The sequence below is a fragment of the Arthrobacter sp. UYEF20 genome, from assembly GCF_040546335.1.
Lineage (GTDB): Bacteria > Actinomycetota > Actinomycetes > Actinomycetales > Micrococcaceae > Arthrobacter.
Genome location: NZ_JBEPNP010000004.1, coordinates 152,576 through 170,998, shown reverse-complemented (window position 1 = coordinate 170,998; position 18,423 = coordinate 152,576). Strand labels below are relative to the sequence as shown.

Annotated in this window: 12 protein-coding genes; 2 read left to right on the top strand and 10 right to left on the bottom strand. The window is 64.1% G+C overall.

All coding sequences use genetic code 11. From position 1 onward, the window contains the following. Nucleotides 1-71 precede the first annotated feature (71 nt). The 5 genes from fusA to rpoB all read right to left on the bottom strand — a co-directional run bounded on the left by fusA (nucleotide 72) and on the right by rpoB (nucleotide 11,097). Nucleotides 72-2,186 carry an elongation factor G gene (fusA, locus tag ABIB26_RS06590; protein ID WP_354240721.1) on the bottom strand — a complete coding sequence of 705 codons (2,115 nt, stop codon included), beginning with the start codon at nucleotides 2,184-2,186 and terminating at the stop codon, nucleotides 72-74. A 69-nt stretch (nucleotides 2,187-2,255) separates the two neighbouring features. Then, nucleotides 2,256-2,726: a 30S ribosomal protein S7 gene (gene rpsG / locus ABIB26_RS06585; protein ID WP_011692813.1), complete on the bottom strand. Its 471-nt coding sequence runs from the start codon at nucleotides 2,724-2,726 to the stop codon at nucleotides 2,256-2,258. Between the two features lies 1 nt (nucleotide 2,727). Beyond that, nucleotides 2,728-3,102: a 30S ribosomal protein S12 gene (rpsL, locus tag ABIB26_RS06580; RefSeq protein WP_011692814.1), complete on the bottom strand. Its 375-nt coding sequence runs from the start codon at nucleotides 3,100-3,102 to the stop codon at nucleotides 2,728-2,730. 456 nt (nucleotides 3,103-3,558) lie between these two features. Continuing rightward, on the bottom strand, nucleotides 3,559-7,458 hold the full coding sequence (locus ABIB26_RS06575) for a DNA-directed RNA polymerase subunit beta' (RefSeq protein WP_354240719.1): 3,900 nt from the start codon (nucleotides 7,456-7,458) through the stop codon (nucleotides 3,559-3,561). Between the two features lie 120 nt (nucleotides 7,459-7,578). Beyond that, a complete protein-coding gene (rpoB, locus tag ABIB26_RS06570) occupies nucleotides 7,579-11,097 on the bottom strand; it encodes a DNA-directed RNA polymerase subunit beta (RefSeq protein ID WP_354240717.1) in 3,519 nt (1,172 codons plus the stop codon). A 441-nt stretch (nucleotides 11,098-11,538) separates the two neighbouring features. On the opposite strand from rpoB, the gene ABIB26_RS06565 reads away from it, so the two are divergent. Both ABIB26_RS06565 and ABIB26_RS06560 read left to right on the top strand, forming a co-directional pair. After that, nucleotides 11,539-12,738: an acetyl-CoA C-acetyltransferase gene (locus ABIB26_RS06565; RefSeq protein ID WP_354240716.1), complete on the top strand. Its 1,200-nt coding sequence runs from the start codon at nucleotides 11,539-11,541 to the stop codon at nucleotides 12,736-12,738. 7 nt (nucleotides 12,739-12,745) lie between these two features. Further along, nucleotides 12,746-13,366, top strand: coding sequence for an aminoacyl-tRNA deacylase (locus ABIB26_RS06560; protein ID WP_354240714.1), 621 nt, complete (start codon nucleotides 12,746-12,748; stop codon nucleotides 13,364-13,366). Between the two features lie 503 nt (nucleotides 13,367-13,869). On the opposite strand, the gene rplL is transcribed toward ABIB26_RS06560, so the two are convergent. From rplL to rplA, 5 genes are all read right to left on the bottom strand, one after another. Then, nucleotides 13,870-14,244, bottom strand: a complete 375-nt coding sequence (gene rplL, locus ABIB26_RS06555; RefSeq protein ID WP_354240712.1) for a 50S ribosomal protein L7/L12 — start codon at nucleotides 14,242-14,244, stop codon at nucleotides 13,870-13,872. 76 nt (nucleotides 14,245-14,320) lie between these two features. After that, on the bottom strand, nucleotides 14,321-14,920 hold the full coding sequence (rplJ, locus tag ABIB26_RS06550) for a 50S ribosomal protein L10 (RefSeq protein WP_354240710.1): 600 nt from the start codon (nucleotides 14,918-14,920) through the stop codon (nucleotides 14,321-14,323). Nucleotides 14,921-15,242: 322 nt separating this feature from the next. Continuing rightward, entirely contained in the window at nucleotides 15,243-16,352 is a 1,110-nt protein-coding gene (locus tag ABIB26_RS06545; RefSeq protein ID WP_354240708.1) for a GNAT family N-acetyltransferase, read from the bottom strand. A gap of 133 nt (nucleotides 16,353-16,485) precedes the next feature. Continuing rightward, nucleotides 16,486-17,616 (bottom strand): GNAT family N-acetyltransferase, encoded by a 1,131-nt coding sequence (locus tag ABIB26_RS06540; protein ID WP_354240706.1) that lies wholly within the window; start codon nucleotides 17,614-17,616, stop codon nucleotides 16,486-16,488. Nucleotides 17,617-17,709: 93 nt separating this feature from the next. Further along, nucleotides 17,710-18,417 carry a 50S ribosomal protein L1 gene (gene rplA / locus ABIB26_RS06535; protein WP_354240704.1) on the bottom strand — a complete coding sequence of 236 codons (708 nt, stop codon included), beginning with the start codon at nucleotides 18,415-18,417 and terminating at the stop codon, nucleotides 17,710-17,712. Between the last annotated feature and the right edge of the window lie 6 nt (nucleotides 18,418-18,423).

Genomic DNA, 18,423 nt, shown 5'->3' with positions numbered 1-18,423 from the left:
GCCACCAGCACCAGGGGAATCTCCGGAATCGGAGACGCACCCGAGTTTGTTGCGTTGAAGAGTCCTACGGACTACTCGCCGCGGTTCTTCTGGATGATCTCGTCGGCAAACGCCTTCGGGACCTCGGCGTAGCTGTGGAACGTCATGGAGTACACAGCGCGGCCCTGGGTCTTCGAGCGCAGGTCACCGATGTAGCCGAACATGCCGGACAGCGGGACGTGCGCACGGATGACCTTGACGCCCTGGGCATCCTCCATGGACTGCATCTGGCCACGGCGGGAGTTGAGGTCACCGATTACTTCACCCATGTATTCCTCAGGGGTGCGGACCTCCACATCCATCAGCGGTTCGAGCAGGATGGGGTTCGCCTTGCGTGCGGCTTCCTTGAAAGCCATACGTCCGGCAATCTTGAAGGCCATTTCCGAAGAGTCAACATCGTGGTAAGCGCCGTCAATCAGCGTTGCCTTGATGCCGACAACCGGGTAACCGGCCAGGACGCCGTCGTTCAGTGCATCCTGGATGCCTGCATCAACAGACGGAATGTATTCGCGCGGGATACGGCCACCGGTGACCTTGTTCTCGAACTCGTACAGCTCGCCTTCGGACGTGTCCAACGGAGCGATCGCAATCTGGATCTTTGCGAACTGGCCGGAACCACCGGTCTGCTTCTTGTGCGTGTAGTCGTGACGCTCTACAGCACGCTTGATGGTTTCGCGGTAAGCAACCTGGGGCTTGCCCACGTTTGCCTCGACCTTGAATTCGCGGCGCATGCGGTCCACCAGGATGTCCAGGTGGAGCTCGCCCATGCCGGCGATGATGGTCTGGCCGGTGTCCACGTTGAGGGAGACCTGGAAGGTCGGGTCCTCAGCGGAGAGCTTCTGGATGGCCGTGGAGAGCTTCTCCTGGTCACCCTTGGTGTTCGGCTCGATCGCAACCGAGATCACGGGCTCCGGGAAGCTCATGGACTCAAGGACAATCTGGTTGCTGGAATCACACAGGGTGTCGCCCGTGGTGGTGTCCTTCAGCCCGATCGCTGCGTAGATGTGGCCCGCGGTAGCGCCTTCGACAGGCATTTCCTTGTTGGCGTGCATCTGGAACAGCTTGCCGATGCGTTCCTTCTTGCCCTTGGTGGAGTTGACCACCTGAGCACCGGCTTCCACGTGACCGGAGTACACGCGGATGAAGGTGAGCTGGCCGAAGAACGGGTGGGTCGCAATCTTGAACGCCAAAGCCGAGAACGGCTCCTCGGAGGAAGGCTTGCGCGTCAGTTCCTTCTCTTCGTCGCGGGGATCGTGACCGATCATCGGCGGGACGTCGAGCGGGTTCGGCAGGTAGTCCACGACGGCGTCAAGCATGGGCTGGACACCGCGGTTCTTGAAGGCAGAGCCACAGAACACGGGGTACAGCTCGGAGTTGATCGTCATCTTGCGGATGCCGGCCTTGAGCTCGTCGGTGGAGATTTCTTCACCTTCGAGGTATTTCTCCATGAGTTCCTCGGAGGACTCTGCAACCATCTCGACGAGCGTTGCGCGGTACTCCTCGGCCTTTTCCTTGAGGTCAGCCGGGATCTCCTGGATCTCGTACTTGGCGCCCATGGTGACGTCACCCTTGGAGTCGCCGGGCCAGACCAGTGCACGCATGTAGAGCAGGTCGACGACGCCGACGAAGTCGTTCTCGGCGCCGATCGGCAGCTGCATGACCAGGGGCTTGGCACCGAGGCGGCCGATGATGGTGTCGACGGTGAAGTAGAAGTCAGCGCCGAGCTTGTCCATCTTGTTGACGAAGCAGATGCGCGGAACGTTGTACTTGTCAGCCTGGCGCCAGACAGTCTCGGACTGCGGCTCCACGCCTTCCTTGCCGTCGAACACGGCAACTGCACCGTCGAGGACGCGCAGGGAGCGCTCAACCTCGACCGTGAAGTCGACGTGTCCGGGGGTGTCAATGATGTTGATCTGGTTGTTTTCCCAGAAGCAGGTCACGGCGGCAGACGTGATGGTGATGCCGCGTTCCTTCTCCTGTTCCATCCAGTCAGTCGTCGAAGCGCCGTCGTGGGTTTCGCCGATCTTGTGGTTCACACCTGTGTAGAACAGAATGCGCTCGGTGGTAGTGGTCTTGCCGGCATCGATGTGGGCCATGATGCCGATGTTGCGGACCTTGCTGAGGTCGGTAAGCACGTCCTGTGCCACGGGGTCTCCCTTTCGGATAGACTGCACGTTCGCCGCCGGCTCGGTTGAGCCGGCGGCGTCCGGGAAGTATTACCAGCGGTAGTGTGCGAAGGCCTTGTTGGACTCGGCCATCTTGTGGGTGTCTTCGCGACGCTTCACAGCGGCACCGAGACCGTTGGAGGCATCCAGGATCTCGTTCTGGAGGCGCTCGGTCATCGTCTTCTCGCGGCGGGCCTTGGAGTAGCCAACGAGCCAGCGGAGGGCGAGGGCGGTGGAGCGGCCCGGCTTGACCTCAACCGGAACCTGGTAGGTGGCGCCACCGACGCGGCGGGAGCGGACCTCGAGGGAAGGCTTGACGTTCTCCATGGCCTTCTTGAGGGCTGCAACAGGGTCGCCGCCGGACTTGGCACGGGCACCTTCGAGGGCGCCGTACACGATGCGCTCTGCGGTGGACTTCTTGCCGTCAACCAGCACCTTGTTGATCAGCTGAGTGACCAGCGGGGAGCCGTAAACGGGATCTAGGACTAGCGGCCGCTTGGGGGCCGGACCCTTGCGAGGCATATTACTTCTTCTCCATCTTTGCGCCGTAGCGGCTACGAGCCTGCTTACGGTTCTTGACACCCTGGGTATCGAGGGCGCCACGGACGATCTTGTAACGGACACCCGGGAGGTCCTTAACCCGGCCGCCACGTACGAGCACAATGGAGTGCTCCTGGAGGTTGTGGCCTACACCGGGGATGTAAGCGGTGACTTCAACGCCACCGTTGAGGCGCACACGTGCAACCTTACGAAGAGCCGAGTTCGGCTTCTTCGGGGTGGTGGTGTAGACGCGGGTGCAAACACCGCGGCGCATCGGGCTGCCGTTAAGCGCGGGAGCCTTGGTCTTTTTGACCTTAGGCGTGCGGCCCTTGCGGACCAGCTGGTTAATCGTAGGCACTCTCGTGTTCTCCGTTTTATCCGGAGCGGCCGTTGGCAGCCGCTCTCTTGTCGCTGCGCCCCGCCGCTCGAGCCTTGAAGTTCTCTCCAGAGCAGCAGGGGCGAAGCCTTAATAGTCGGACCGCACGCCGGGACCAACGGACTTCCATCCTGGAGTGCCCCTAGGCATGCAAAAATGTGGCATACGTTGCACAAGAACCCTGCAAACCGGAAACGTCGTCCTGGTCCAGCCTTTCGGCTGCAACCGGCGCACTCATCCACTGCCACAATAACAATTAGTCTCAACTCTAACACGGACGGGTCCCAGCCCTTAATCGGCGGGGTTTCACCCCAACTGGCTCGCAGTTGTTGTCGTTATGAGCGCTCAAAACGACAACAACTGCCAGCCAGTTGGGAAGAGACAAGCGAGGTCCCACACCCAACCAGGGTGCGGGACCTCGCCATGCTTCAGGAAGGGTTAGCGGAAGTCGCTGCCCAGGTCGTAGTCATCCAGCGGGATGGCGTGGAACTCAGGAGCTCCGTCGCCGCCCAGGGAATCGTAGGAGAAGTCGCTGAAGGCGCTGGGGCCGGTGAACAGATTGGCCTTTGCTTCTTCAGTCGGCTCCACCGTGATCTCGGTGTAGCGCGGGAGACCCGTGCCGGCCGGGATGAGCTTGCCGATGATGACGTTCTCCTTGAGGCCGAGCAGCGGATCGCTCTTGCCTTCCATGGCCGCCTGCGTCAGGACGCGGGTGGTCTCCTGGAAGGAAGCTGCGGACAGCCAGGACTCGGTCGCCAGGGACGCCTTGGTGATGCCCATGAGTTCGGGACGGCCGGAGGCCGGCGTCTTGCCCTCGGAGACCACGCGGCGGTTGGCATCCTCGAAGCGGCTGCGCTCGGCGAGCTCGCCGGGCAGCAGATCCGAGTCACCGGACTCGATGACCGTGACGCGGCGCAGCATCTGGCGGACGATAACCTCGACGTGCTTGTCGTGGATACCGATGCCCTGGCTGCGGTACACGCCCTGGACCTCGTCCACCAGGAACTTCTGCGCGGCACGGGGGCCCATGATGCGCAGAACCTGCTTGGGGTCGACCGGACCGTTGATGAGCTTCTGTCCGACGCTGACGTGCTCGCCGTCTTCGATCAGAAGACGTGAACGGCGCAGCACCGGGTAGGCGATCTCTTCGGATCCGTCATCCGGGGTGATGACCAGGCGCATCTGGCGCTCGGACTCTTCGATGGTGATGCGGCCGGCTGCTTCAGCAATCGGTGCGACACCCTTCGGAGTACGGGCTTCGAAGAGCTCCTGGATACGGGGCAGACCCTGGGTGATGTCGTCGCCACCACTGGAGGAAACAGCACCACCGGTGTGGAAGGTACGCATGGTCAGCTGGGTACCCGGCTCGCCGATGGACTGTGCGGCGATGATGCCCACTGCCTCACCGATGTCCACGGTCTTACCCGTGGCCAGCGAACGGCCGTAGCACAGGGCGCAGGTTCCGACGCTGGACTCACAGGTGAGTACGGAGCGGACCTTGACCTCGGTGATGCCGGCTGCGAACAGCTCGGCGATGACGACGTCGCCGCAGTCGGTGCCGCCGGCCGCCAGGACCTTGCCCTTGGAGTCAACGACATCCACGGCCAGGGTTCGGGCGTACGCGCTGTTCTCGACGTTCTCGTCCAGGACCAGCTCGCCGTTGGCGTCAGCCACCGCGATGGCGGTCATGAGGCCGCGCTCGGTGCCGCAGTCCTCTTCCCGGACGATGACGTCCTGCGAGACGTCCACCAGGCGACGGGTCAGGTAACCCGAGTTGGCGGTACGCAGCGCGGTGTCAGCCAGACCCTTACGGGCACCGTGCGTGGCGATGAAGTATTCCAACACCGACAGGCCCTCGCGGTAGGAGGACTTGATCGGACGCGGGATGATCTCACCCTTAGGGTTGGCCACCAGGCCGCGGATACCCGCGATCTGCCGGACCTGCATCCAGTTACCACGTGCACCGGAGGACACCATGCGGTTGATGGTGTTCATCGGGGACAGGTTGTCACGCATCACCTGGGCGATCTCGTTCGTTGCCTTGTTCCAGATCTCGATCAGTTCCTGGCGACGCTCGTCGTCGTCGATCAGGCCCTTGTCGTACTGGCCCTGGATCTTGGCAGCCATGGTCTCGTAGCCGGCGAGGATCCGCGGCTTGTCCTTGGGCACCTCGATGTCGGAGATGGCGACCGTGACGCCGGACCGGGTGGCCCAGTAGAAACCGGCGTCCTTCAGGTTGTCCAGCGTTGCCGCTGTGATCACCTTCGGGTAGCGCTCGGCGAGGTCGTTGACGATCGTGGACAGCTCGCCCTTGTCCGCAACGTTCTCAACCCACGGGTAGTCGGCGGGCAGGGTCTCGTTGAACAGGACCTGGCCCAGGGAGGTCTGGACGAGCACGGTCTGACCCGGCTCGTAGCCTTCCGGGGCTTCCCAGCCGGCGTAAGGGACGAAGCCCTCAAGCCGGATCTTGACCTGGGAGTTCAGGTGCAGCTCGTGCAGGTCGTACGCCATGATGGCTTCCGCGACGGAGGAGAAGATCCGGCCCTCGCCAGCTGAACCGACACGCTTGGTGGTCAGGTGGTAGAGGCCGATGATCATATCCTGCGAAGGCAGCGTCACCGGGCGGCCGTCGGAGGGCTTCAGGATGTTGTTCGAAGACAGCATCAGGATGCGGGCCTCAGCCTGGGCTTCGGGGCTCAGCGGCAGGTGGACTGCCATCTGGTCGCCGTCGAAGTCAGCGTTGAAGGCGCCACAGACCAGCGGGTGAAGCTGGATTGCCTTACCTTCAACAAGCTGGGGTTCGAACGCCTGGATGCCGAGACGGTGCAGGGTAGGTGCACGGTTCAGCAGCACGGGGTGCTCGGTGATGATCTCTTCGAGGACATCCCAGACCTGCGGGCGGTAGCGCTCGACCATGCGCTTGGCCGACTTGATGTTCTGTGCGTGGTTGAGGTCAACCAGGCGCTTCATCACGAACGGCTTGAAGAGCTCCAGGGCCATCTGCTTCGGCAGGCCACACTGGTGCAGCTTCAGCTGCGGGCCGACGACGATCACCGAACGGCCCGAGTAGTCAACGCGCTTACCCAGGAGGTTCTGGCGGAAACGGCCCTGCTTGCCCTTGAGCATGTCGCTCAGGGACTTCAGCGGACGGTTGCCCGGTCCGGTGACCGGACGGCCGCGGCGGCCGTTGTCGAAGAGGCTGTCAACAGCTTCCTGAAGCATGCGCTTCTCGTTGTTGACGATGATCTCCGGGGCACCCAGGTCAAGCAGGCGCTTGAGCCGGTTGTTGCGGTTGATCACGCGGCGGTAGAGGTCGTTGAGGTCGGAGGTCGCGAAGCGGCCACCGTCCAGCTGGACCATCGGGCGCAGTTCCGGCGGGATCACCGGGACGGCGTCCAGCACCATGCCGAGCGGGCTGTTGGTGGTGGTCAGGAAAGCGTTGACAACCTTGAGCCGCTTCAGGGCGCGGGTCTTGCGCTGGCCCTTGCCGTTGGCGATGATGTCGCGCAGCATGTCCGACTCGGCCTGCATGTCGAAGTTCTCAAGACGCTTCTTGATGGCCTCGGCACCCATGGAGCCTTCGAAGTACATGCCGTAGCGGTCGCGCAGTTCACGGTACAGGCCTTCGTCACCTTCGAGGTCGGCGACCTTCAGGTTCTTGAAGCGGTCCCAGACCTGCTCGAGGCGCTCGATTTCCGCATCCGCGCGCTTGCGGACGTTGGCCATCTGGCGGTCAGCGGAGTCGCGGGCCTTCTTCTTGTCGGCAGCCTTGGCGCCTTCGCCTTCGAGACGGGCGAGCTCGTTCTCCAGGTCGCGGGCGATCGTGGCGATGTCCGAGTCGCGGTTGTCGATCAGCTGCTTCTTCTCGATGTCGTGCTCAACCTGGAGGTTGGGCAGTTCTTCGTGGCGGCTGTCGGCGTCGACGCTCGTGATCATGTAGGCGGCGAAGTAGATGACCTTTTCGAGGTCCTTCGGTGCCAGGTCAAGGAGGTAGCCCAGGCGGGACGGGACACCCTTGAAGTACCAGATGTGCGTGACCGGGGCGGCCAGCTCGATGTGGCCCATGCGCTCACGGCGGACCTTTGCACGGGTGACCTCAACGCCACACCGCTCGCAGATGATGCCCTTGAAGCGCACGCGCTTGTACTTACCGCAGTAGCATTCCCAGTCGCGGGACGGGCCGAAGATCTTCTCGCAAAAGAGGCCGTCCTTCTCGGGCTTGAGCGTGCGGTAGTTGATGGTTTCCGGCTTCTTAACCTCGCCGTAAGACCAGCCACGGATGTCTTCCGCGGTGGCGAGGCCGATCTGCATGAGGCCGAAGGAGGATTCGCTGGACATATGGTCCCTGTTCTCTCTTGTTCTCTAAATTCTGAAGTCTTGGGTTACGGGAAGAGGGAGGAGGTTCACCGGGAAAAGTCAGCGCGGCGGGGCCGCTTGCTTTTCCCGGTAAACACCCTGCTAGACCTCTTCTACGGAACTGGGCTCTGCACGAGACAGATCGATGCCCAGTTCTTCCGCAGCCGTGAAGACTGCGTCATCAGAGTCACGCATTTCAATTGTGGTTCCGTCCGTGGAAAGCACTTCCACGTTCAGGCACAGCGACTGCATTTCCTTGATCAAGACCTTGAAGGACTCAGGAACGCCCGGCTCCGGGATGTTCTCGCCCTTGACGATGGCTTCGTAGACCTTCACACGGCCATGGATGTCATCCGACTTGATCGTGAGGAGCTCCTGGAGCGTGTAGGCGGCGCCGTAAGCCTCGAGCGCCCACACTTCCATTTCACCGAAGCGCTGGCCACCGAACTGTGCCTTACCACCCAGCGGCTGCTGCGTGATCATGGAGTACGGGCCGGTGGAGCGTGCGTGGATCTTGTCGTCCACCAGGTGGTGGAGCTTCAGGATGTACATGTAGCCGACCGAGATCGGATCCGGGAACGGCTCGCCGGAGCGGCCATCGAACAGGCGGGTCTTGCCCGAGGAGTTGATCAGGCGGACGCCGTCGCGGGTCACGTTGGTGGAGTCGAGCAGGCCCGTGATTTCCTCTTCGCGGGCGCCGTCGAAGACCGGCGTTGCGACGGTGGTCGAGCCACTCTCGCGCGGCAGGTTCGGCAGCTGCTTGACCCACTCGGGCTCGCCTTCGATCTTCCAACCGGTCTTGGCAACCCAGCCGAGGTGCGTTTCCAGCACCTGGCCGACGTTCATACGGCCCGGAACACCCAGCGGGTTCAGGACGATATCAACGGGGGTACCGTCGGCCAGGAAGGGCATGTCCTCGATCGGAAGGATCTTGGAGATAACACCCTTGTTGCCGTGACGGCCGGCGAGCTTGTCGCCGTCGGTGATCTTGCGCTTGGCAGCCACGTAAACGCGGACCAGCTGGTTGACGCCGGGGGGCAGCTCGTCGTCGTTGTCGCGGTCGAAGACGCGGACACCGATCACGGTGCCGGACTCGCCGTGCGGAACCTTCAGCGAGGTGTCGCGCACTTCGCGGGACTTCTCACCGAAGATGGCGCGCAGCAGGCGCTCTTCCGGGGTCAGTTCGGTCTCGCCCTTGGGCGTGACCTTGCCGACCAGGATGTCGCCGGCTTCAACCTCGGCGCCGATGTGGATGATGCCACGCTCGTCCAGGCCTGCCAGGACTTCCTCGGACACGTTGGGGATGTCACGGGTGATTTCCTCGGCACCAAGCTTGGTGTCGCGGGCATCGATCTCGTGCTCCTCGATGTGGATGGAGGAAAGAACGTCCTCGGCCACGATCCGCTGGGACAGGATGATGGCATCCTCGAAGTTGTGGCCTTCCCATGACATGAATGCCACGAGCAGGTTCTTACCGAGGGCAAGTTCGCCCTGGTCCGTTGCCGGGCCGTCAGCGATGATGCCGCCGACCTCCAGGCGCTGGCCTTCGCCCACCAGAACGCGGTGGTTGTAGCAGTTGCCCTGGTTGGAACGGGCGAACTTGTTGATCCGGTAGTTGGTTTCCGTACCGTCGTCGTTGAGCATGATGACCAGCTCAGCGGAGACCTCGGTAACCACACCTGCCTTCTTCGCGATGACAACGTCACCGGCGTCGACTGCAGCTGCGCGCTCCATGCCGGTACCGACGAACGGCGCCTCGGAACGGACCAGCGGCACGGCCTGGCGCTGCATGTTGGCACCCATGAGTGCGCGGTTGGCATCGTCATGCTCGAGGAACGGGATCAGGGCCGTTGCCACGGACACCATCTGGCGCGGGGAAACGTCCATGAACTCGACGTCGGCGGCGGGAACCAGCACGGGCTCGCCTCCACCACCACGGGCACGGACGAGGACGGTCTCTTCGGCGAACTTCTTGTTCGCGTCCAGGGGAGCGTTGGCCTGGGCGATCAGGACCTCGGCTTCGTCGTCGGCCGTGAGGTACTGGACCTCATCGGCAACGACGCCCTCGGACACGAGGCGGTAGGGCGTCTCGATGAAACCGAACGGGTTGATCCGTCCGTAGGAAGCCAGCGAACCGATCAGGCCAATGTTCGGGCCTTCAGGGGTTTCGATGGGGCACATACGTCCGTAGTGGGACGGGTGAACGTCCCGGACTTCCATGCCTGCACGGTCGCGGGACAAACCGCCCGGGCCCAGGGCAGACAGACGGCGCTTGTGGGTCAGGCCCGAGAGCGGGTTGTTCTGGTCCATGAACTGGGACAGCTGGGACGTTCCGAAGAACTCCTTGATGGCTGCCACGACGGGGCGGATGTTGATCAGCGTCTGCGGCGTGATGGCCTCGACGTCCTGGGTGGTCATACGCTCGCGGACGACGCGCTCCATCCGGGACAGGCCGGTGCGGACCTGGTTCTCGATGAGCTCGCCGACGGCGCGGATGCGGCGGTTGCCGAAGTGGTCGATGTCATCGATCTCAACGCGCAGCTCGTGGTCCTGGCCGTCGCGCTTGCCCGTGAGGGTCTTCTCACCGGCGTGCAGGGCAACGAGGAACTTGATCATGGCGACGATGTCTTCAACGTGCAGGACAGAGGCTTCCTTGTCACCAAGGGAGCGGTCGATGCCGAGCTTGCGGTTGATCTTGTAGCGGCCAACCTTGGCCAGATCGTAGCGCTTGGAGTTGAAGTACAGGTTGTCCAGCAGGGACTGGGCAGCCTCGACCGTGGGCGGCTCGCCCGGCCGCAGCTTCCGGTAGATGTCCAGCAAGGCGTCTTCGCGGGTTTCGGTGGCGTCCTTCTCCAGCGTTGCGCGCATGGAGTCGTACTGGCCGAACTCTTCGAGGATCTGGCCTTCGGTCCAGCCAAGGGCCTTCAGCAGCACCGTGACGGACTGCTTGCGCTTGCGGTCGAGGCGAACGCCGACCTGGTCGCGCTTGTCGATTTCGAGTTCGAACCAGGCGCCGCGGGACGGGATGATCTTCGCGGTGAAGATGTCCTTGTCACTGGTCTTGTCGGCGGTGCGCTCAAAGTAGGCGCCCGGGGAGCGGACCAGCTGGGAGACGACAACACGCTCGGTGCCGTTGACGACGAAGGTGCCCTTTTCGGTCATCAGCGGGAAGTCACCCATGAACACGGTCTGCTGCTTGATTTCGCCCGTGTTGTTGTTCATGAATTCGGCCTTGACGTACAGCGGAGCCGAATACGTAGCGTCCCGGTCCTTGCACTCGGCCATGGTGTACTTCGGGTCAGCGAACTCCGGCTCGGAGAAGCTCAGGGACATGGTGCCCTGGAAATCCTCGATCGGGGAGATCTCTTCGAAGATGTCGGACAGACCGGAGGAGGTGGCGACGCTCAGGTCGCCTTCTTCGGTGGCCTTCGCCACGCGTGCCTGCCAGCGTTCGTTTCCGACCAGCCAGTCAAAGCTGTCGGTTTGCAGGGCAAGCAGATTCGGAACGTCAAGAGGTTCGTGAATCTTTGCGAATGAGAGCCGGCGGGTTGCACCGTCGGTACTGTCGGCATTGATAGCGGTTGCAGCGTTGTTTACATTAGAGGTGCTCGAGGCGACCAAGAGGGATCCTTCCACAGACCTTCAGGCGTTTTCAGATCTCCCCCGCTATGCACCCTGCGGAGTGACTCCGCAGTGCTACCAGTCCGGTTCCGCTATATGACCCGGGACCCGCGCTGTCCATGGTGGTGCACGTGGTAGACGGCACATTGATGGAGCAGCTGCCAGGCTAAGCCCACCGCTATATGAAGGCTGAAGGTAAACAGGGAAGACGCAAATATCTACGATACGGCAAAGCAACCTACTTGTCTACCCCACTTCCGTTCCGATTGCAAGCACCGGCCCCGCCCGCACCTGCTCCGCACCGGCACGGGCCGCGCCTGCCGGCACCGCGCCTGCCCGCGCCGCCCGGCCAATGCCGGGCAGGCTCAGGGCCGGGCATGGATCGGTGACGGGGCTCACGATAACCTAGGCATACATCGTTAATGATCGGAAGAGAAAACAATGAGCAACTCCGCGGACAACAATGATGTTGTCATCCTTGCCGCCGCCCGCACGCCCCAGGGCCGTCTCAACGGCCAGCTGGCGAGCTTCACGGCCGTAGAGCTCGGCGCCCATGCCATCCGGTCAGCCCTGGCGGCCAGCGGGGTGAAGGCCGACCAGGTGGACGCCGTGGTCATGGGCCAGGTACTCCAGGCCGGAGCAGGCCAGAATCCTGCCCGCCAGAGCGCCATCGCGGCCGGCATCGGCTGGAACGTCCCCACCGTCACCATCAACAAGGTCTGCCTTTCGGGTCTCACCGCGGTGATTGACGCGGCCCGGATGATCCGCAGCGGCGACGCCACCGTCGTCGTCGCCGGCGGCCAGGAGTCCATGACCCGGGCCCCGCACATCCTGCCGGGTTCCCGGCAGGGCTGGACCTACGGCACTGTCCAGGCGCTGGACGTCGCCGCCCACGACGGCCTGACCGATGCCTTTGACGGCCAATCCATGGGTTTGTCGACGGAGAGCAAGAACCTCACGCTCGGCATCGACCGTGCCTCCCAGGACGAGGTCGCGGCCAGCTCGCACCAACGCGCTGCCAGGGCAGCGAAGGACGGGCTGTTTGACGGCGAGATTGCGCCGATCAGCGTCAAGCAGCGCAAGGGCGATCCGGTGGTCGTGGCCAAGGACGAGGGCATCCGCCCTGACACCACCGCCCAGTCCCTCGCGGGCCTGCGCGCTGCGTTCGTCACGGACGGAACGATCACCGCGGGCAACTCTTCTCCCCTCTCCGACGGTGCCGCTGCCCTGGTGCTCTCGTCGCGGAGATTCGCCGAGGACAACGGGCTGGAGTACCTTGCCGTGGTGGGCAAGCCCGGACAGGTGGCCGGGCCCGACAACTCGCTGCACTCCCAGCCCTCCACTGCAATCAGGAGCGCACTGGACAAGGCCGGCTGGTCCACCGCGGACCTGGACTTCATCGAGATCAACGAGGCGTTCGGCTCCGTGGCGGTCCAGTCACTCAAGGACCTGGACTACCCGCTGGAGAAGTGCAACATCCACGGCGGCGCCATCGCGCTGGGACACCCGATCGGCGCCTCCGGTGCCCGGCTCGCCCTGCACGCGGCGCACGAACTGAAGCGCCGGGGCAGCGGCAAGGCTGCCGTTTCGCTGTGCGGCGGCGGCGGCCAGGGCGAAGCCCTCCTGCTCTACCGCGACTGAGCCGGCCATGACGGACAAGGAGCCGGCCGGCGCCGTCGAACTCGGGTCCGACGGCGGTGCCGGCGCGTCCGACGGCGGTGCTGGCGCGTCCGACGGCGGTGCCGGCGCGTCCGACGGCGGTGCGGGCCGGTCCGACGGTGGTGCGGGCGCGGCCGACGGCGATGCGGGCCGGGAGCGCTTCCTCGCCGACGCCGCGGCGCGCGGGCTTGAGGTCCGGGTGGTCGAGCGCCTCGCTGCAAACAGCCTCGAGGAGGCGGCGCAGATTCTGGGGATCCGGCCGGCGGACATCGTAAAATCGCTCGTCGTCAAACACAAGGACGGCAGCTTCCTGTTCGCCCTGATTCCCGGCGACCGGCAGATTTCCTGGCCCAAGCTCCGGGCCTTGGTGGGCGTCAACAAGTTGTCGCTGCCGACGGCGGAGGTGGCCCTGGCGGCCACGGGCTACGAGCGCGGCACCATCACGCCGCTCGGCAGCACTGCAGCGTGGCCTGTGTACGCCGACCGGACCATCACGGGCCGGCGCATTTCGATGGGTGCCGGGGAGCACGGCTACAGCGCCTTCGTCGACGCCGACGCCCTGACGGCGGCCCTCGGCGCCGTCGTCGCGGACATCTCCGAGCCTAACTAGTCCGTCATTATCGTTAATTTGTCGGGGTTGAGGCCCAGTCTTCGGGCCCGGGAGGACATGCCCAGTCTTCGCGCCCGGGACAGGGCATTACCGGAATATGCCCATCGGCCGACCCCGGCGCGGGGCATGTCCTGATCCGGGGGCACGTGCAGTGGCTCCGCTGGCGGCGCCGGGCCACTTCCCCGGGAGGACATGCCCAGTCTTCGCGCCCGGGACAGGGCATTACCGGAATTTGCCCATCGGCCGGCCTGGGCGCGGGGCATGTCCTGATCCGGGGGCGCGTGCAGGGGCTCCGCTGGGCGCATCGGGCCACTTCCCCGGGAGGTCACCGCCCAGTCTTCGCGTGGGGGCTGGCCGAGGACCTTGAAACCGCCGCCGGGATGGGCCGGAAGTGACCCGCTTTTCTGGGCGTACACGCAGGAAACCCCGCCCACCGGAGTGGACGGGGTTTCCCGGAGCAGACTGGGAACGGGTCGTTTCCGGCCCGCTCCCGGAGCAGCGTGTTACTTGAGGGTAACGCGAGCGCCAGCTTCTTCGAGCTGTGCAACAGCCTTCTCGGCAGCTTCCTTGGTGACGCCTTCGACAATAGCCTTGGGGGCGCTGTCAACCAGGTCCTTGGCTTCCTTGAGGCCCAGGGAAGTAATGGCGCGAACTTCCTTGATGACTGCAATCTTCTTGTCGCCCGGGTGTTCCAGGATGACGTCGAATGCGGTCTGCTCTTCTTCTTCTGCAGCAGCACCGGCGGCGGGGCCAGCAACGGCAACGGCAGCGGCGGTAACTTCAAAGGTCTCTTCGAAGAGCTTTACGAACTCAGAGAGCTCGATGATGGTCAGTTCCTTGAAAGCTTCAATGAGCTCTTCGTTGGTGAGCTTCGCCATGGTGTGGCGTCCTTCCTATAGTGGTGTTCGGCGGCCTGGGGCACGCCTTCACACCGGAGTCTGATGTGAAAGAGAGTTAGTTCTCTTCGGGGGCTGCGGCGTCAGCCGGAGCTTCGGCCTCTGCTGCGGGAGCTTCAGCGTCCGCCGGGGCTTCTTCAGCGGCAGGCGCCTCGGCTTCTGCCGGTGCGCCGTTCTCTTCTTCAAGCTTGAGGCGCAGGGCGTCGATGATGCGGACAGCCGCGGCAGCAGGAGCCTTGATGATGCCTGCAACCTTGGCGAGCTGCAGCTCGCGGGACTCGAGTGCTGCCAGGGCAGCGACTTCGCTGGCGTTCAGTGCCTTGCCCTCGAAGTAACCGGTCTTGATAACCAGCTGCTTGTTGGTCTTGGCAAAATCCGTCAGGCTCTTGGCAGCGGCAACTGCGTCACCCTTGATGAACGCGATTGCAGTGGGGCCGGCGAGCTGGTCGTTGAAAGCTTCAACACCAGCTTCCTTGGCTGCAATGGCGGTCAGGGTGTTCTTGACGACCGAGAACTTGGTGTCCTGGCCGAGAGAGACACGCAGCTGCTTGAGCTGTGCAACGGTGAGCCCGCGGTATTCGGTCAGGACAGCGGCGTTCGATTCCTTGAAATCGTTAGTGATCTCAGCGACTGCTGAAACCTTGCTAGGCGTTGCCATAACCCTCCTTCCGGGGATAGTGCCGGTGTTTCCCGGTCCCCGCTCAACAGAGCTAAAACGAAAAAACGCCCCGCGCAGATGCACGGGGCTTGTCTCGACGCGGTCAATGACTGCGGAGCTTTGCTTCGTTCACCTGCGCCGGCCGCCCTATGTTCAGGGTCCTTCGTCTGGAGATCCACTGGCTCTCCCCGGCGCGACTGCAGAAGTGAGTCTTGCTTGGGAGAGTGGATTTCCAACAACCGACGGTCTTTGGTCCTCCAAGCTTACGGGACGCGCTGCGTCTGCTCCAAATCGTGGCATAACAGGTTCAGCCGCCCGGTGTTCAGCTGACGCTTGGCCCGAAGTCTGGCAGTTCTTTTTGCCAGATCCCGGTCACGCCCGCAGTGGTGAAGCCGAGCTGCTGGTTGACCTTGAGCAGGTACCGGTTTTCCGGGGCGTTCCAGGTGTAGAGGACCCTGGCGTCCGGGAACTGTTCGGTGAGCCGCTCCATGTTGGCAACCTTGATCAGCAGGCCGAGCTTATTCCCGCGGTGCTCCTGGAGGACCACCGTGTCATCCTGGAACACGACGTCGGGGCGCAGCCCGAGGACGCTGATGGTGGTCAGGCCAACGAGCTCGCCGCTGGCGATGTGTTCGACGGCGGTGACCACCGTCCGGCGGCCCTGCGCGATGGCGACTTCTTCGGCCTCGCGGAGGATGCCGCCGTCGAACACCATGTCTTCAGCTTCGGCGCCAGGCACCCCGTCCTCGCCCGCCCGGTTTTCCAGCGCCGCCACGGCTTCAAGCCACTGGTCCGGGCACCGGTCCGTCCAGTGGTGCAGGCAGTAGCGGTCCCCGTTGGCTTCCCCGGCCTCGGCCTCAAGCTCGGCGACGAGCTTGCTGTCCAGCGGGAGGGCGCAGGAACTGAACTGTTCGATGTGCTGCAGGGTGTAGCCGGTGTGCCGGGCAAACTCCACCTCGCGGCTGCCCAGCGGAACGAAGCCGAGGCCGCTGCCGGGCACCAGCTGCCCGGCCTCGCTGTCGCCCAGGGACGCGCCCGGATGGTTGGTGTCGATCAGGATGGTGTGCCGGCCCTCGTCGCGGGCGAAGTGTTCCGCGGCCTCGAGCAGTTGCCGGCCCACACCCTGGCCCTGGAACTCCGGCAGGATGTCGAGGGTGAATTCGGCGATGTCGAGGTTGTCCGCAAGCGGCAGCGCGATGTCGACGGTCCCGACGATCTCGCCGCCGATCCTGGCCACGAGGATCACCTGGCGTTCATAGGGGTCCGCCATCTCGAGGAGCTTTTCCTGCGGGGCATACGCGAGGTCGTCGCTCCCCCAGGTCTGCATGCGCACCTTGCGGCCCACTTCGATGGCGGCCAGGAAGTCGGCGGCGTCCGGCCCGTCCACGGAGTCCGGGATCCACAGCTGCTCAATCCGCACATCGTTTGCCATAGAGGACATCATCCCAGCCGTTCTGCCATCCACTACGGATGCCGGAAGCCCGGCTCAGCCCGGGCTTCAACCGCCAGCATATGCCGGTTTGGTCCGCCGTTCCATGGGTTGCTTCCTGCGCCTCGGACCGGCGTCACCCGCGGGGGCCGCCGCCGCCGTCCGGGCCGGCAGCCGGGGCAACCCGCTGCCATTCGCCGTCGTACCCCGCGGGCCGGAAGCCGAGCGCGATATTGATCGCCAGCATGTGGTCGTTTTCCTCGGCGTTAAACGTGATCACGCGTTCCACTCCCGGGTACTCGGACCGGAGCCGGCGCAGGTTAAGGATCTTGACCAGAAGGCCCAGCCGGTGCCCGCGGTGGCTGGCTGCCACCAGGGTGTCGTCCTGATCGGCCAGCCACGGTTTCAACGGCGAGAGCTGCAGTACCGAGTACGCGGCCAGTTCCCCGCTGCCGCGGTGCCTCGCGGCCGCCACGAGGGTGGTCAGGCCGGCCCGCTTCCAGGTGTCTTCGACGTGACGGACCCGAGCCACGTCCCACCGCTCCGGGTCATAGCTGAGCTCTCCGATGGGCGCGTCCGTGCTCATCTTGGACATCAGCACGGCCAACTGCTCGGCACGATCGTCCGGGCAGCGGTCTGTCCAGGACTCCAGCTCATACTCGTCCCCCGCCCTGGTTAGCGCCTCCCGCTCCAGGGCATCCCAGGTGGCGGCATGTTTCGGCACGTCCAAGGCACTAAAACGCTCCACCTGCTCCAGGCGGTAGCCGGCCTTCACCGCAAAGCGGACGCCCCGCGCCTCAGCGGGCAGCGCTCCGGATCCGGTGGCGGGCCTCAGCACGGCCGGCCCGTCGACGTCGAAATCGGCGGGGTGCTCCGTAAAGCTCTGCAGGATAGTGCGTCCCTCCGCGAGGGCCAGTTCCTCTGCGTGCCGGAGCAGGGTCCTGCCGATCCCCCGGCCGGTGAATTCATTAAGCACCTGGACGTGCACGAGGGCGCAGCGAAGGTTCTCCTGGACTTCGCACCTGATCCACGAGCTGCCCACCACCCGCCCTCCCTGGCGCACGAAGAAGAGGCGGATGTGCCGGTAGGTGTTGTCCCGCCAGCCATGCAGCCGGGCCGCTGGCGTGGCTGACCGGTCGAGGTTGCGCCAGGTTCCGAGCGTCAGGGCATCGCACAGTTCCCCGACTTCCAGGAAGTCGGCGGCATCGGCGGACTCGACGGCGGCGGGGAGGACGAGGGGTTCGATGAGGTACGGCGCTGTCGTCACCGGGCCAGCCTAACCGGCTCCCTGAATGCAAGAAAGACCGCCCCGCGGATGCGGGACGGTCTTTTCTGCTGCTTACTGTAGGGCAGGTGAGGCTTAGACCTCGGTCAGGACCTTGGTGACGTTGGGGTCAACCGAGATGCCCGGACCAAACGTGGTGGCGACGGTGGCCTTCTGGATGTAGCGTCCCTTGGAAGCGGACGGCTTGAGGCGAAGGACCTCTTCCAGAGCGGCTGCGTAGTTCTCGGCCAGCTTCATGGCGTCGAACGAAACCTTGCCGATGATGAAGTGCAGGTTCGAGTGCTTGTCGACGCGGAAGTCGATCTTGCCGCCCTTGATGTCGTTGACGGCCTTGGCGACGTCAGCGGTCACGGTGCCGGTCTTCGGGTTCGGCATCAGGTTACGAGGACCCAGGACCTTACCGAGGCGGCCAACCTTGCCCATGAGGTCAGGGGTGGCGACGGCAGCGTCGAAGTCGGTCCAGCCGGCTGCGATCTTTTCGATCAGGTCATCGGAACCAACGAAGTCGGCGCCGGCTGCGATTGCTGCCTCGGCCTTGTCGCCCGTTGCGAAGACGAGGACGCGGGCAACCTTACCGGTGCCGTGCGGCAGGATAACGGTGCCGCGGACCATCTGGTCGGCCTTGCGAGGGTCGACGCCCAGGCGGAAAGCAACCTCAACGGTGGCGTCGAACTTGGACGGGTTGGTGTCCTTGGCCAGCGTCACTGCCTCGAACGGCGCGTAGAACTTCTCCGCGTCGATCTTGGCTGCGGCTGCCTCATATGCTTTGCTGCGCTTTGCCATGCTGCT

Excerpts from the sequence above, each read along its gene's own strand:
- rpsG (WP_011692813.1), bottom strand. The coding sequence starts at position 2,726 with ATGCCTCGCAAGGGTCCGGCCCCCAAGCGGCCGCTAGTCCTAGATCCC.
- ABIB26_RS06575 (WP_354240719.1), bottom strand. The coding sequence starts at position 7,458 with ATGTCCAGCGAATCCTCCTTCGGCCTCATGCAGATCGGCCTCGCCACC.
- ABIB26_RS06565 (WP_354240716.1), top strand. The coding sequence starts at position 11,539 with ATGAGCAACTCCGCGGACAACAATGATGTTGTCATCCTTGCCGCCGCC.
- ABIB26_RS06560 (WP_354240714.1), top strand. The coding sequence starts at position 12,746 with ATGACGGACAAGGAGCCGGCCGGCGCCGTCGAACTCGGGTCCGACGGC.
- rplL (WP_354240712.1), bottom strand. The coding sequence starts at position 14,244 with ATGGCGAAGCTCACCAACGAAGAGCTCATTGAAGCTTTCAAGGAACTG.
- rplJ (WP_354240710.1), bottom strand. The coding sequence starts at position 14,920 with ATGGCAACGCCTAGCAAGGTTTCAGCAGTCGCTGAGATCACTAACGAT.
- ABIB26_RS06545 (WP_354240708.1), bottom strand. The coding sequence starts at position 16,352 with ATGGCAAACGATGTGCGGATTGAGCAGCTGTGGATCCCGGACTCCGTG.
- rplA (WP_354240704.1), bottom strand. The coding sequence starts at position 18,417 with ATGGCAAAGCGCAGCAAAGCATATGAGGCAGCCGCAGCCAAGATCGAC.